General features: G+C 72.8%; 12 protein-coding genes. 5 read left to right on the forward strand and 7 right to left on the reverse strand.

The genetic code is table 11. From position 1 onward, the window contains the following. The first annotated feature begins 187 nt into the window (after positions 1-187). Both BS80_RS00890 and BS80_RS00895 read left to right on the forward strand, forming a co-directional pair. Complete coding sequence (locus BS80_RS00890; RefSeq protein ID WP_198045392.1) at positions 188-1,375, forward strand: IS701 family transposase; 1,188 nt, start codon at positions 188-190, stop codon at positions 1,373-1,375. Positions 1,376-1,795: 420 nt separating this feature from the next. Then, positions 1,796-3,181, forward strand: a complete 1,386-nt coding sequence (locus BS80_RS00895; protein WP_035792755.1) for an amino acid permease — start codon at positions 1,796-1,798, stop codon at positions 3,179-3,181. Positions 3,182-3,195: 14 nt separating this feature from the next. On the opposite strand, the gene BS80_RS00900 is transcribed toward BS80_RS00895, so the two are convergent. Both BS80_RS00900 and BS80_RS00905 read right to left on the reverse strand, forming a co-directional pair. Next, positions 3,196-4,605, reverse strand: a complete 1,410-nt coding sequence (locus BS80_RS00900) for an MFS transporter (RefSeq protein ID WP_232246300.1) — start codon at positions 4,603-4,605, stop codon at positions 3,196-3,198. A gap of 146 nt (positions 4,606-4,751) precedes the next feature. Further along, positions 4,752-5,852, reverse strand: coding sequence for a beta-propeller fold lactonase family protein (locus BS80_RS00905; RefSeq protein WP_051965575.1), 1,101 nt, complete (start codon positions 5,850-5,852; stop codon positions 4,752-4,754). A 484-nt stretch (positions 5,853-6,336) separates the two neighbouring features. Between BS80_RS00905 and BS80_RS00910 the strand changes: the two genes are divergently transcribed. From BS80_RS00910 to BS80_RS43370, 3 genes are all read left to right on the forward strand, one after another. Beyond that, positions 6,337-8,052 (forward strand): hypothetical protein, encoded by a 1,716-nt coding sequence (locus BS80_RS00910; protein WP_157535724.1) that lies wholly within the window; start codon positions 6,337-6,339, stop codon positions 8,050-8,052. A gap of 234 nt (positions 8,053-8,286) precedes the next feature. Then, positions 8,287-11,061, forward strand: coding sequence for an AAA family ATPase (locus BS80_RS00915; RefSeq protein ID WP_035791526.1), 2,775 nt, complete (start codon positions 8,287-8,289; stop codon positions 11,059-11,061). A gap of 107 nt (positions 11,062-11,168) precedes the next feature. Next, positions 11,169-11,300 (forward strand): hypothetical protein, encoded by a 132-nt coding sequence (locus tag BS80_RS43370; RefSeq protein WP_269676083.1) that lies wholly within the window; start codon positions 11,169-11,171, stop codon positions 11,298-11,300. A 168-nt stretch (positions 11,301-11,468) separates the two neighbouring features. On the opposite strand, the gene BS80_RS00920 is transcribed toward BS80_RS43370, so the two are convergent. From BS80_RS00920 to BS80_RS43375, 5 genes are all read right to left on the reverse strand, one after another. Then, positions 11,469-11,729: a hypothetical protein gene (locus BS80_RS00920; RefSeq protein WP_035791528.1), complete on the reverse strand. Its 261-nt coding sequence runs from the start codon at positions 11,727-11,729 to the stop codon at positions 11,469-11,471. A 40-nt stretch (positions 11,730-11,769) separates the two neighbouring features. Next, positions 11,770-12,195 carry a hypothetical protein gene (locus BS80_RS00925; RefSeq protein ID WP_035791530.1) on the reverse strand — a complete coding sequence of 142 codons (426 nt, stop codon included), beginning with the start codon at positions 12,193-12,195 and terminating at the stop codon, positions 11,770-11,772. A gap of 62 nt (positions 12,196-12,257) precedes the next feature. Beyond that, positions 12,258-12,722 (reverse strand): ATP-binding protein, encoded by a 465-nt coding sequence (locus BS80_RS00930; RefSeq protein ID WP_083974029.1) that lies wholly within the window; start codon positions 12,720-12,722, stop codon positions 12,258-12,260. A gap of 160 nt (positions 12,723-12,882) precedes the next feature. Continuing rightward, entirely contained in the window at positions 12,883-14,028 is a 1,146-nt protein-coding gene (locus tag BS80_RS00935) for a DUF5925 domain-containing protein (RefSeq protein WP_051965577.1), read from the reverse strand. Beyond that, positions 14,025-14,363: an acyl carrier protein gene (locus BS80_RS43375; RefSeq protein ID WP_051965578.1), complete on the reverse strand. Its 339-nt coding sequence runs from the start codon at positions 14,361-14,363 to the stop codon at positions 14,025-14,027. Before BS80_RS43375 ends, BS80_RS00935 begins: the two co-directional genes overlap by 4 nt. Between the last annotated feature and the right edge of the window lie 50 nt (positions 14,364-14,413).

Here is a 14,413-nt window from a genome sequence, read left to right on the forward strand (position 1 = left end):
GCTCGACGGGCACCCGATCAGGCAGGTGTTCGGGCAGGGCGGCGCGACCGCGGCGGCCTCCTCCGTGGTCGGACGCGATGGCGGCACCGGCCTCCCGCGCGCCGAAAGCTTGTCCTTTCCGTCGTGTCCCCGCACCGGAGGGCCCAGCAGGGTGGGGCCGATGCTGCCGACGGAGGAAGGAACGGTCTTGGTCCCGACGTGTCCACTGGGTGATCCAGCCGCACAAACGCCGCAGGACGGGTTCGACGCGTACTGCCGGGATCTGTTCGCGCAACTCCCCCGCGCCGACCAACGGATGTGGGGCGGGGTCTACCTCCGGGGGCTGGTGTACGGCCGGGGGCGGCGCACCCCGGCCGCCATCACGGAACAGGTCATCGGACGGCGGGCGGTCCAATCGATCCAGCAGTTCGTCAACCAGAGCAGCTGGTCCTCCACGCCGGTGCGCCGCCACCTGGCGGAGCGGGCGGGACGGGCGCGCGCCCCGCAGGGCTGGATCTTCACCGAAGTCCCCTTCCCGAAGGACGGCCGGTACTCGGCGGGCGTCGGGCGGCAGTTCGTCGGGTCCGCGGGGCGCACGGTGCACTGCCAGCTCGGCCTCGCCGCCTCCCTGGCCTACGGGGAGGACGTCCTTCCGGTGAACTGGCGGCTCATGCTGCCCCGGCACTGGGACGACGACGCCGGCCTGCGCGGACAGGCGCACGTCCCCGACCAGGAGAGATCGCGCCCCCGGTGGTGCCACGTCCTGGAGACGCTGGACGAGATGCTGGACTGGGCGGTGCCCAGAGCCCCGGTGTGGGCGGACTTCCGTCACGAGCGCGTGCTGGACCCGCTGCTGCTCGGCCTGACGGGACGCCGCCTGCCCTACCTGGTCCGAGTCGGGCCCACCACGCGGCTGCAGCTGATGGCGCCGCCCGGCGAGCAGCCGCGCTGCCGCACCCTGCCGATGGCCGAGATCGCCCGGACGGTGCTCCGGCAGGCTTCCTTCGAGGCGGTGCTCCGGAACGCCCCGACGGACGGAAGCGGCCGGACCGCTCACGTCGCCGTCGCACCGATCGCCGTCGGGCCGTACACGGCCCCGCAGTACCTGGTGCTCGAACGCCCGGACCACCCGTCCCGGCCGCGGTCCCTGTCGGTGACCAGCCTGACCCCGGACCGGCTGGGCGAGGCGCTGGCCTTGGGCGACCTCGGCCAGCGCTCCGCCGACCGCTATCGCGCCATGCGCGAGGCGTACGGACTGGGGCACCACGAGGGACGCTCGTTCCGCGGCTGGCACCACCACGTGACGCTGGTCTCCGGTGCCGCCGGCTTCCACGTCCTGCGGGGGCTGGAGGCCGTCGGGCAGCCGGAGCCGGTCGGCATGGCCGTCGGGTCCTGACCACGCCGGGGCGCCTTCCCCGAAGGCTTCCCATTCGGGCATGATCACGCCCGCCGATCGGTCCGAGACTGGTCCGGGCTTCCGAATCCCCGCGCACCGATTGCCCCGGTGGGCGGGGCCGCGGGCCGCTCGGCGGTCGTCCGCGCGCGGAGGCCCGGGACCCGGTGGTGCGGCGGCTGAGCAGTAGCAGCCGCGCCACCGGCGACTCGCCCGCCCGGACGGCCGGGCAGGCGTCCGGGCACCAACGGGTGCCCCGAGCAATTCCCCAGGGATCCAAGAAATCACGGGACCAGCCCCGACAGTGGTGCCCATGCGTCGGCGGTCAGCGCCGGCGCTCGAGCGTCCCCGAGCCGGAAGGGAACCAAGGTGTCCATAGACCGGGCCACCCAGCACCAGAACGGATCCGCCGCCACGGCGCACCTGCTCGATCCGGGCCCCGGCGAAGCGCAGGACGCCGGTTACGAGCGCGGGCTCGGCGGCCGCCAGGTCCAGATGATCGCCATCGGCGGCGCCATCGGGGTGGGGCTGTTCATGGGCGCCGGTGCCAACATCCAGAAGGCCGGCCCGAGCATCGTCCTGATGTACGCGCTGGCCGGTGCCGTCGTCTACGCCATCATGCGGGCGTTCGGCGAACTGCTGCTCTACCGGCCGGTGTCCGGCTCCTTCGCCGAGTACGCCCGTGAGTTCCTCGGCCCCTTCTTCGGGTACGCCACCGGCTGGACGTACTGGCTCAACTGGGTGGTCACCGGCATGGCCGAGCTGACCGCGGCCGCCATCTACATCCACTACTGGTGCCCCGGCATCCCGCAGTGGTGCAGCGCGCTGGGTTTCCTGCTGCTGCTGTTCGGGGCCAATCTGATCTCGGTCAAGATCTTCGGCGAGGTCGAGTTCTGGTTCTCCATGGTCAAGGTCACCGCCATCCTCGGCATGATCGTGATCGGCCTGGGCATCCTCACGTTCGGCTTCTCGACCGTGGGCGAGACGGCCAGCGTCACCCACCTGTGGGAATTCGGGGGCTTCTTCCCGCACGGCATCGGCTCCAGCCTGATGACCCTGCAGGGCGTCATGTTCGCCTACCTGGGAGTCGAGCTCGTCGGGGTTACCGCCGGAGAGAGCAAGGACCCGGCCAAGACCCTGCCGAAGGCGATCAAGACGCTGCCCTGGCGCATCGGCATCTTCTACGTCGGCTCGCTGCTGGTGGTCCTCTCCCTGGTCTCCTGGAGCGAGTTCGGCGCCGGAGAGAGCCCCTTCGTGCACGCCTTCACCCGGATCGGCCTCCCGCTGGCCGGCGGCATCGTGAACCTCGTCGTCCTCACCGCCGCCCTGTCCTCGTGCAACTCGGGCATGTACTCCACCGGCCGGATGCTGCGCGACCTCGCCGCCAACCGGCAGGCGCCGCGGGCCCTGGCACGGCTCAACAGCCGCCAGAGCCCGGCCACCGGGATCGCCGTCTCGGCGACGGTGATGGGTTTCGGGGTCGTGCTGAACTACCTGGTGCCGCAGAAGGCGTTCGGCTACGTGGTGTCGGTGGCGACCGTCGCCGGGATCTGGACCTGGAGCATGATCCTCCTCAGTCACATCCGCTACCGCCGCGCGGTCCGCGCGGGCCGGCTGCCCGTCTCCTCCTTCCCCGCGCCGGCCGGCAGCCTCTTCAGCTGGGTCGCCCTGGCCTTCCTCGGATTCGTCGTCGTCCTGATGAGCCTCGACCAGGACTCCCGGATCTCGCTCGGCGTGGGCGCCGGCTGGCTGGCCGCGCTGACCGCCGGCTGGTTCGTCCTGAAATGGCGCCGGCCCGAGCAGGCCTGACGGGACCGCGCCGCTCAGCCCTGTGCCGCCGCCGCTCCGGGCGGCACGCACAGGGCGGCGAGGACGGCGGCGGCGAGGTACGCGGCGGACCCGATGGCCATGCTCAGCCGCAGACCGGATCCGTAGTCGGTCGCGGTGGCGAGCAGCGTGCCGCCCAGTGCGACCCCGGCCGCGCTGCCGAGCTGCCGGGTGGTGTTGAAGAAGGCCGAGGCGGTTCCCGCGTAGCCCGTGGGAGCCGAGGCCATCACGGTGCTGGTGGCGCCGGTCAGCGCGAAGGAGGTACCGAAGCCGGCGGCCATCAGGGGAACGACCAGCAGGCCGTAGCCGGGATCGGTCCCGGCCGCGGCCCAGCCCGCGAGCCCGAGCGCCGCCACCAGCATGCCGACGATCACCAGCGGGCGGTGGCCGGTACGGCGGGCGAGCCGCCCGGACAGGGCCGAGGCGAACATGGTCATCGCGACGGCGGGGAAGAGCGCCAACCCGGTGCCCAGGGCGCTGTAGCCGCGCTGGTGCTGGAAATCCAGGCTCGCGGTGAAGACCATGCCGTAGAACGCGAAGTTGAACAGCAGGCCGATGGCGGCCCCACCGCTCAGCGAGGGCGAGCGCAGCAGCCGCAGCGGGAGCACCGGGGTGCGCGCCAGGCGCTCGCGCACCGCGAAGGCCGCCGCGGCGGCCACCGCCAGGGCCGCCGCGGCGAGGACGACCGGATCGGACCAGCCGCGGCGGCCGGCCTCGTTGAGTGCGGCCGTCAGCAGGGCCACCATCGCCGCGACCGCGCACTGCGCCGGCACGTCCAGCGGACGGGCCTGCTGCCTGGGTGAGGCGGCGACGTGCCGCAGGGTCAGGGCCAGACAGAGGGCGCCGACGGGCAGATTGATCAGGAACACCCAGCGCCAGCCCGCCGTGCTGACGAGCAGGCCGCCGAGAAGCGGGCCGGCCGACGCCGCGATGCCCGCCATCGATCCCCACAGCCCGAAGGCCCGTGACCTGGCCACCGGATCGGGATAGGCCTCCTGGAGCAGGGCCAGCGACCCGGGGACGATCAGCGCCGCGCCGAGACCCTCGACCAGTCGGGCCGCCACCAGGACGCCGGTGCCGGGGGCCAGGGCACAGCCGCCCGAGGCGACGGTGAACACGCCCACGCCCCAGCAGAAGACCCGCCGGTGGCCCAGCCGATCCCCCAGGGCTCCGCCGGTCAGCAGGAGGCCCGCGAACACCAGCGTGTAGCCGTCGGTGATCCACTGGATTCCGGTGAGCGAGGCGCCCAGGTCCCGGCCGACCGCCGGGACGGCGACGTTGATGATCGTCACGTCGAGGATCACCATGAAGTAGCCGGTGCAGACCGCAAGCAGGGTCCGGCGCCCGTCCGCCGCCGGGCCGCGGTGGCGGGCCTGTCCGGCTCCCCCGGCCTCCTGCCCGTCCACCGCGTCTCCGCTCTCCGGTCCGCCGCCGCCGCCCGCTGTCCACCATAGGACCGGTCGACGACCGTGGAGCGGCGGCGCGGCCCGACGGCTCCGACGCCGCCCCCACCGGCCCACCCCCGGGGCGCCGGCGCCCCTCCGGCGCAGGGTCAGCTCCGGCAGCCCGCGGCTGCCGGGATCGCGGCGAGCGCGACGGCGAAGGGCCCGCTGCCGGTGTTGACGGAGTCGGCCACCGCGCGGGCGGCCGTGTCGATCACCGAGACGCCCCGCGGATCGTCCAGCGAGCTGGTGACGTAGGCCTGGCGGCCGTCCGGGGTGAAGGCGACGGCGGTCGGGTTGCGGCCGACGGTGATCGTCCGGGGAAGGGCGGTGGCCGTGGCCGTGTCGACCACGGCGACCTGGTCGGTGGCCGCCTCGGTGACGTACAGACGACTGCCGTCGGGGGTGACGGCGATGCCGTACGGCATGCCGCCGCCGGGCAGCTGGACCGGCGGCCCGACGAGGCTCGCCGAGGACGGGTCCACGACAATCACGTCCCCGCTCAGGTTGGCCGCGACGTACACCCGCTTCCCGTCCGGCGCCACGGCGACGCCGACGGGATAGGCGCCCTGCGGGCCGAGCTCGACGGAGGCGGAGACCGTGCGGGTGGCGGTGTCGAGGACGGCCAGCGTGCCGCTCTGCTCGTTGGTGACGTAGGCGTGGGCCCCGTCGGGGGCGAAGGCGATCCCGGCCGGATTGTGCAGGCCGTCGGTGATGGTCGCGACCGCCTCGTCGTTCCCCGTGTCGATCACCGTGACGCTCCCCTCGTCCTGCAGCGTCCCGGAGTTGACCACATAGGCGTAGCGTCCGTCGGGCGACAGGGCCACCTGGACCGGGGCGCGTCCCACGGTCACCTCGTGCGCCACGTCCCCGGAGCGGTTGTCGATCACCGAGACGGTCTGCGGGGGCCCGTCGGGAGCGGCGTTGACGGCTCCGAAGTTCGCGACGTAGGCCTTCGCACCGTCTGCCGTGACCGCGACGGACGAGGGGTTCTCGCCGAGTCCCGTGGTGGTCCGCACGACCTTGTGCGAGGCGGTGTCGAGCACGGCCAGGCTGGTGTTCCTGCCCTGCGGGTTGTCCGAGTTGGCGACGAAGGCGTAGACGCCGCCGGGCAGGCAGGAGGACGCCGGTGCCGCGACGGCCGGTGCCCCGGTCACCAGGGCGGCCGTCATCGCGGCCGCGACGGCCACCAGTGCTGCGGAGTGCTTCATGGTTTCGCTGTTCCTGTTCGGTCGGTTGAGGGGCGATCGGATGACGATCGTTCGACGGGGTTCCGGCCTCTGCGGGGGGAAGGCAGCGCTGAGCGGGGCTCATCGGGCCCCTGGCCGCGGGCCGGCGGTGTCCCGGCTCGAACGGTGTCGGCTGACGCGCCAGGGCCTGCCCCGGAGAGGTGCGCGACGATCGCGGGGAGGCGGCAGAAAGGAGATGACGCATCATCATTTCTGAGACGACGTCAGCAGGCGCCGAGCGTCGCACCTTTGGATTCCACCTGTCAAGGCATCACCTCGGTTTCGTGAATGCGCCGGGATCCGGTCGCGGGCGCCAGGGACGAAGGGGCAGGCGAGAGCGAAATCCACCCTGCCCTTTCACCCCCACGAACAGGCCTGCGCGGCGAACCTCCTGAGGACGAAAGTCGGAGGCACTTTCCCCGCTCGGCGATTTCCCCCAGCAGACCCTCCAGAACGAGGTGACATCGTGGAATCCTACGAAGAGTGCAGCACTGGCGATCTCCCCCGCGAAGCCCAGCACCCATTGATCCGGAACCTCGCTGCCGATCCGGAGCGCCCCGCCGGATTCGACACCTTCGTGGTGCTGCGTTACGAGTGGTGGGACGACTTCACCCACTATCTCGAGATCAATCACCAGCAGGACCTTGCCGTCATGAGCAAACTCCTGAAGGCGTACACGGACAACGGCGGGTGGATCAAGAACCCCGATCCGGACAGCGACCTCTCCGAGCTGTTCGACACCTACGGCCCGCACGCGTCGAGGAGCCTGAGCTGGGGGTTCGAGAATGACAGCGCCATGAGGACCTACGACCAGGAATTCCTCGAGCATCCCGCCGACAGCCTCGGAAAGCTGATGGACTACGCCGGAATCCTGCTGCAGTTCGCCTACGCAGATATCCTCCAGGCCGTGGCTCCGGACCACATCCCCGGACTGGACGAGATGTTGGCGGAGTTCACCGAGCCCGAGCTGGCGCCCGATCCCGAGCCGTTCGACTACAGCGCGCTCACGGTACGCGCCCAGGTACTGCCGAACGAGTCCTTGCGGCTGCCGGAGCCGGATTGGCCCGGAATCAACGACGAAACCCTGACGTCCCTCAAAACCCTGCTCCGCGGGAAGAGCCCGTTCCCCGAAACGTTCGACCTGTTCACGCAACAGGCCGACGACGGGCTCTGGCGGCTCTTCTTCACGTTCCTGATGGACACCGGGAACCGCGACCTGGCCGGCATGAGCGAGATGATGCAGGTCAAACTCGTCAGGGACACCTCCGGCAGCAAGCTCGCCGACCTCGTCAAGCGATTCGGACCGGAGTCCCGGCGCGCGATCGACTGGGGCGATCACTACAACGCGATTCTCGGCAATCCGGCAGCGCTGACCGCAGCGTCCGGTGAGCAGATCGCTCTCGTCACCCAGCTCATGACCTACGCCGTCGACAAGCTCGGCCTGGCGTACGACGCGTTCTGCTCGGCGCTGAGCGGGAAATACCGGGACCCCTCCGCGAGCAGTACGGCGTCGAGCGTCTTCGGGGACTGGGACGGTCCCACGGACCAGCAGGCCCCGGCGCCGGAGCCCGAGCCGGTGGAGCCCGAGCCGGTGGAGCCGCCCTACCAGCCGATCGGCCTGCCGACGATCGCCCAGCACCTGGAGGCCGCCGACAAGCGCGCCTGGACGACTGCCGCGCGCCTGCGCCGGGAGCTCGAAGCGGCCCAACTCCACTGGCCGGACAGCCACCGCCGGTGGCGTCCCTCCGTCCAACTGGGGACCAACAAGCAGGGGATCTACGTCGACGCCCATGCCCTCGTCGTCGAGATCAACCAGCGCTCGCGCAATCTGCAGCAGCGGCTCGACTACCTGGCGGAGCAGCAGGCCGCCCAGGGCTACGGGTTCGTCCTGGCCGACCACGGGTGGGATCCCGACATCACCGTGGTCGGCGAGCTGTCCAACGCCGGCGATCAGCTCGACTACACCTACCACGCCCTTCGCAGGCTCCGGACCGCGCTGCGCGCGGGCCACAAAGCGGCGACCCCCGGGGCGATCGATCCCGACGGCCAGATCGTCGGCCTCCAGGAGACCATCGACAGCGACTACGCGATGATGGACGACTTCTGCACCGAACTGCTGCGCAAGTGCGAGGGCCTCCTGGAGAGGGTCGACAGGATTCCCTCGGCCCACGCCCCCGTCTGACAGCCGGTGATCCGACCCCCGCGGCTTTCCGGAGCGGAGGAACCGCCGCTCCGGGAAGCCGGTCGCCGCGTCGGCGGGGACGGGACGTAAGTCCTTCTCAAGGCGGCCGAAACGCTGTACCTAGGGGCAAGCGCCGAGTGGCCGCCGGCGGGAATCGTGGCAGTCGGCACAGAACAGGCAACGCCACGCGCGGAATCCCCGGGAGCAGGGCGGCGTGCACGGAGAGGACCGCAGGTGAGCGTCAAGGAGGCCGGCGGCCGGCCGATCGGCCGGGAGGCCGAACTAGCCGCGCTGGCGCAGGCCGCGCGGCTGGCACGCGCGGGCACACCGTCCCTGACCGTGCTGCGGGGCGCACGCGGGATCGGCAAGACGAGCCTGGTCCGCGCAGCCGTGCACGCCATGGACGGGTTCACGGTCCTGTGGGCATCGTGCGACGCCGCCGAGCAGGACTGGCGGTACGGCACCCTGCTCCAACTGCTGCACCAGGTCGACGCGAAGGTGATCTCCGGCCGGCCGGCGCTGAGCGGCGTCGAGACGTCGACGGCCGAGGAGCCGCACCGGCTCGGCGCCGAGCTGCTGCGGCTCCTCGCCGCCCTGCAGCAGGCGGCACCGGTGGTGCTCGTCGTCGACGACCTCCCGTGGGCCGATGACGCATCGCTGCAGGTGCTGGGCGTCGCCGCCCGGCGTCTGCGGACGGGCCGGGTCATGCTCGTGCTCGTCCAGCGCTCCGACGTACCGTTCGCCCCGGAGCGGCCGGACCTGACCAGGCTGGCCGGCAGCGTCGAGCACAGCCGCGTGGTGGAGCTGGACCTCCTCGGCGAGGGCGACGTGGCCCGGTTCGCCACGGCGGCCGGGTTCGGGCAGCTCACCGCGGCGGCGGCCGACCGGCTGCGCCGCCACACCGACGGCCACCCGCTGCACCTACAGGCCGTCCTCGCCGCCACCGACGCCCGCAGGCTCAACGATCCGGCATGGCCGCTCCCCGTTCCCGCGTCGGTCGCCGCGAGCGTCCAGTGCCTGCTGGACCGGCTGCCACCGGACAGCCGCTCGCTCGCCGAGGCGGCGGCGGTCCTCGACGCCCGCGCCCCGCTGGCCACCCTCGCACGCCTGGCCGGTGTCGCCGACGCCTCGGGCGCCCTGGACACCCTGCTGGAGTCCGATCTGGTGCAGTGGTGGCCGACAGACCCCACCACACCGGTCCGGATCCGGCCCACCCTCCACCGGGTCGCGGTCTACCAGACGGTCCCGCCCTCCAGGCGCCAGGCGCTGCACCGCACCGCCGCGCGCCTGACGGACCGCCATGCAGCCCTCGCCCACCGGGTGTGCGCCAGCTCCCGGCCGGATCCGGCGCTCCTCGCGGAGCTGGCGGCAACCGCCCGGTACGAGGCCGCTGCCGGGAACACCGGGCGGGCCGTCAGCTGCCTGCTATGGGCGGCCGACCTGTCGCCCAGCGCCGAGGCCCACGAGGACCACCTCCTCGCCGCGGCCCAACACTTGATCATGTTCACGGCGTACAACACCCGGTTGCTGGAACTGCGTGGCAGGATCGAACGCTGCCGCCCTCAGCCGCTGCGCACCCTCCTGCTCGGACGGATCGCCTTCCTCACCATGGACCTGGCCGCCGCCGAACAGCACTTCCTCACGGCGATCGCCGACGCCGACCCGCAGGACACCAGCGGATTCCTCGCCCGCGCACACGTGGGACTGGCGACCCTCCAAGTCGGCTGCGGACGCGGTGAACAGGCACTGCCCGTGCTCGCCAGGGTCCTGGACGACCCGCACGCCGACGCGCGGACCACGGCCGTGGCACGGTCGTTGTCCGTGTTCGCCAGCTGCTTCGCGCACGGGCCACGCGCCACGCTCACCCTCTGCCCGGACATCGGCCGACTGCCGGCCGGAGCACAGGAGGTGACGCCCCACCAGCGCCCGTTGTTGGCGGTCCGCGGCACCCTGCGCGGGGTCGCGGGCGACTTCCGCGCCGCCCTCGGCGACCTGTCCGCGCTGATCCACACCCCCGACGGCACGCTGACCACCGATCAGGACGTGACGACCTACGTCGCCCTGGCACTCGTCCAGTTCGCCACGGGCGACTGGCCCGAGGCCGCCCGCACCGCCGCGCACGCACGCACCGTGGCCGAACTGGCGGCGCAGCCGTGGGGGCTGGTCCCCGCCTACGCCCTGTCCGCGGTCCTGGCCGCCCACCAGGGCGATCTGGACGCCGCCTGCGCCCACCACCGGGCCGCGCTGCGCCACCAGCAGCGGCAGGCCAATCCCGCGAACGTGTTCCACCTCGGCTTCGCGGAGGCCGCCATCGCCCTCACCGGGTCGGGCGACCCCGCCGACGTCCTGCGCGCCCTGCGGCCACTGACCGTCAGCGAGTACGCCGGCGACCACGTCCTGTGGGAGCCCTGGTGGCTCCCGCTCCAGGCGCAGGCCCTGATCGAGGCCGGCGAGACCGCGGCGGCGCGCAGCGCGCTGGAGCGGCTGGCGCAGCAGGCGGAGCAGATGCCCGCGCTGCGGACCACCATCGCCCTGGTCACCGGGAAGCTGGCAGAGGCGGGCGGCGACCTCAAGGCGGCCAAGGCGGCCTACCGCGCCGCCCTGGTCACCCCGCCCGCCGACGAGATCCCGCTGCACCGTGCCCACCTCGAGCACGCGTACGGCCGCCTGTTGAGCCGCACGGGCGGCCACCGTCGGGCCATCGCGCACCTGGACGCGGCCGCCGAGGCGTACACCCGGCTGGGCGCGCTGCCGTTCCTGCGGCGGCTGCGCCCCGCCGCGGGGAAGGTCCGCGACGGCTGTCCCGGGGACGCGCTGACCGACCGGGAGCGCGACGTGGCCGAGCTGGCCGTGCAACGGCTCACCAACCGCGAGATCGCCGCCCGGCTGTTCCTCAGCGTCAAGACCGTGGAGTTCCACCTCGCCCGCGTCTACCACAAGCTGGGCATCTCCACGCGCCGCCAACTGCCCTCCGCGCTGGACCCGGACGGCGAGAAGGGCGCCGCGTGAGCGGACTGCCGGCGGCTCCACCGCTGCGTCCACCGATCGGCTCCTGACCGGCGGCCCGGCAGCCCGCAGGCTTGGGGGGTAAGCCCAACCCTCGAACGGAGTCCGTTATGTCCGCGCTCGTGTCCACGATGATCCGCGATCTGCGCCGCCGGCTCGCCCGCCAGGCGAAGCCGGCCCGTACCCGCAAGCCCGACCTGTGGGAGCAGGTGCTGATGCCGCAGTCGCGCTGGAGCAGCTGAACCGGCGTGTCCCGCCCGTAGTGGCGGGCGTATGAACCCCCAGCGTCGGACGGCCCTCCAGGGCCGCCCGACGCAGACGTACGAGCCCGCCGAGACGCTGACGACCACGGCCGTGCCACGCGTTCGCGATGCGAATGCTTTGGCACGGCCGTGGTCGTCAGCGTCCTCTCACGCGGTCCGGGCCTCGGGGGCGCCGGAGCCCGAGCGGGGCCGGGACGAACCGGCGCGTTCCGGCGCGCCGGAGGGAGCGTCCGGCCGGCGTCCGCCGCCCAGGCAGTGGACGCGGTCCCAGGCCTCGGCCACGTAGCGTTCGCGTTCGATGACGCCGAGCTCGGGGTAGTAGCGCTTCAGCGTGATCACCGCGACCTCCTCCGACTGCTGGCAGTCGCGGATCAGGAACTCCGCCTTCTTGAGGATCTCGTGGTCCATGGTGTCCCTCCTGGGGGATGTTCGGTGTCCGGTCGGGGAGTCAGGCCCGGGGCCGTGTGCGGCGCGGGCACGGCGGGGCCGCGTGGTCCAAGCCGGTGAGGTCGAGTCGCCCGACCTCACCGGGGCCCACCGTGTAGTAGGCCCGGACCACGCCCGCGGCGGCGAGCAGGTGTTGGCAGGTGCGGCAGGGCCGGGCGAGCATCGGGATGTGCTCGGCGTTGACCCGGGCCACGTAGATCACCGTTCCGGCCGTGTTGCGCACCCGGCGCAGAGCCGCCTCCTCCGCGTGGAAGGTGGCGTGGTGGAAGTCGATCCGCGGTGAGTTGCGGCGCAGGTTCGGACGGGCCGCGAGCACCCGGTTGCCGGAGGCGAGCACCGCGGCCATCTTGTGCCGGCACTGGGAGGCCGTGGCACGGCGGGCGGCGAGTTCCAGAAGTCCGGCGGTGGTGCCGGCAGGACGGGTCACGGGTCGGTTTCCTTCGGAGGCGGGCCGGGAGAGAGGCATCCCGGGGGCCGGCCACCGGCGGCTCAGGCCGCCAGCGGTACGTCCGCCCAGTAGGTCGTGCAATGGGCGTCCCGCTGCGACCCGCTGCTCAGGGTCAGGGCTTCGATGATCCCGTGGCCCCGGCCGTGCTCGTCCGGCGCGCAGCTGGCGGTCCAGGAACCCTCCTCGGCCGCCGCACCACCGTCGACGACGGCCAGGTGGACGGTCTCCTGGTCCTGCGGGCGCTCCAGGCGCAGCGTGATGGGCGGCAGTGCGTGCTCGACCGCGTTGGTGACCAGTTCGGAGACGACCAGCTGCGCCTGGTAGACGCAGTCCTCGCCGGCGCCCCAGGTCTCCAGCGCCGCCCGGGTGACCTGGCGCGCGGTGCTCGCGGCCTCGCCGACGTGCGGCAGCTCCCAGGGTCCCTGGGAGCACACGTCCGACTGCGCGCAGCAGATCGACTGCACCGTCGCGGTGGAGGCCGGGTCGAGGGAGGCGGGGTCGGTCATGTCGGTCACTTCCTGCCGATGAGTTCTGGCTGATCGGTGCGCTGCGGTCGGGCAGTGCTTCCATCCTCCGAAGCGGCGCGGCCCGACCCGCTCATCCGATCGGCGGCTGCCCGGGATGGCCCGCGGTCCTCTGTTCGCGATGCCCGCGCCCCGGTGGTCATCACAGGTACAGTCCGACGCCGGCGTGGTCGGCAGCCGTGCCCCGGCCCGCGCCGTCCCCGGTCCCGGCGCGCAGCGCGTACAGCTCCGCCAGCGTCGCGGGGCCCGCGGGACGCGCGGGCATGGCCGCGCCGCCCCAGCGGGCGGCTTCCTGCTCACTGAGCGGGCCGACCTCGATCCGGGCCAGGCAGCGTCCCGGCCGGATGATCGCGGGGTGCAGGCGCTGCAGGTCCTCGTTGGTGGTGATGACGAGCAGCACCCGGCTCCCCTGGCCGAGCAGTCCGTCGCTCAGGTTCAGCAGCCGGGCCAGGCTCTGGCCGGAGGCCCGCTTGGCATCGCTGCGGATCAGCTCGTCGCAGTCCTCCAGGATCAGCGCCCGCCACGGCGTCGCCTCCGAGCGCTTCGGCAGCGTCACGTCGATGAGGTAGCCGGACGAGGAGAACAGCTGCTCCGGATCGAGGACGTACTCGAAGCCGCACCAGCTGCGCCACGCCTGTGCCAGTGAGCGCAGCGCCGTGGTCTTGCCGGTTCCGGGCGGACCGTGCAGCAGGACGATCGAGCCGCAGAGCTCGGGCGGTGTCAGCGTGGTCAACCGCTCCAGGGCCGCGGCCGCCCGGCTGTCGTAGTTGCCGCGGATGGCCGGCCAGGACGGCGCGGGCACCTCGCGGGCCGTGCGGATCGCCGTGCCGCGTTGCGAGCGGTGCCAGTAGCCGACCTGGACGCTCCCCTCCTCCTCGACGGTGTGCTCCTCCCACTGCTCGGTCAGGCTGCGCGCGAGACGGCGGGCGAGTTCCGGCCGGTCGGCCAGGACGGTGAACTCGGCCTCGCAGGCCGCCGACGCCTTCAGGTGCCGGGTGGCCACGACGGTCCAGCCGGGCCCGCAGCTCAGCGTGACCTGTACCTGGTCCGTACCGCAGCTGCGCACCACCCGACCCGCCGACGGCTCCAGCGACGACACGTCGCCGCGCAGCCTGCGGACCTGCACGGTCAGCGTGTGCGACTGGCTGCCGTCCACGAAGCCGGCCAGTGCCATGGCGTTCAGGGCGTGCCGGGGAGTGTCGCTGCTCTGCAGGACGAGCGAGGGCGAGAACCCGGCGCCGTCCCACGGATCGCCCGGCGCGGGGAGCCGGCCGACCGCGGAGGTCACCGCCGCTCCGCGGACCCGGCTGCGGCGGCGAGCTTCCGCTCGATGAGCGCGGCGACGGCGTCCAGCGTGGTGAGGTTCTTGATCTCGCGGTCCTCGAAGGAGACGGAGAAGCGCTCCTCCACGGCCACGGCGAACTCCACCATGGTGAGCGAGTCGATGTCGAGCTCTTCGAAGGTCTGCGGTCCCGGCTTGCCGGTCACGGTGACCTGGAGCTCCTGGCGCAGGAGGACGGCGATGTCGGCGAGGATCTGCTCGCGCCGGGTGGTGCCGGCAGGCGTGGCGGCGGGGGCGTCGGCGGCAGGGGTGTCGGCGGACCGCTCGGGCGTGCTCTTCATGGGCTGCTCTCTCCTCGATGGGCGGACGGGCATGCTGGTGGGGGTGGGGA

Source organism: Kitasatospora mediocidica KCTC 9733 (genome assembly GCF_000744225.1).
In the GTDB taxonomy this organism is placed as follows: Bacteria; Actinomycetota; Actinomycetes; order Streptomycetales; family Streptomycetaceae; genus Kitasatospora; species Kitasatospora mediocidica.

Coding starts and splice junctions, on each gene's coding strand:
- BS80_RS43370 (WP_269676083.1), top strand. CDS start 11,169: ATGTCCGCGCTCGTGTCCACGATGATCCGCGATCTGCGCCGCCGGCTC.
- BS80_RS00930 (WP_083974029.1), bottom strand. CDS start 12,722: ATGACCGACCCCGCCTCCCTCGACCCGGCCTCCACCGCGACGGTGCAG.
- BS80_RS00920 (WP_035791528.1), bottom strand. CDS start 11,729: ATGGACCACGAGATCCTCAAGAAGGCGGAGTTCCTGATCCGCGACTGC.
- BS80_RS43375 (WP_051965578.1), bottom strand. CDS start 14,363: ATGAAGAGCACGCCCGAGCGGTCCGCCGACACCCCTGCCGCCGACGCC.
- BS80_RS00905 (WP_051965575.1), bottom strand. CDS start 5,852: ATGAAGCACTCCGCAGCACTGGTGGCCGTCGCGGCCGCGATGACGGCC.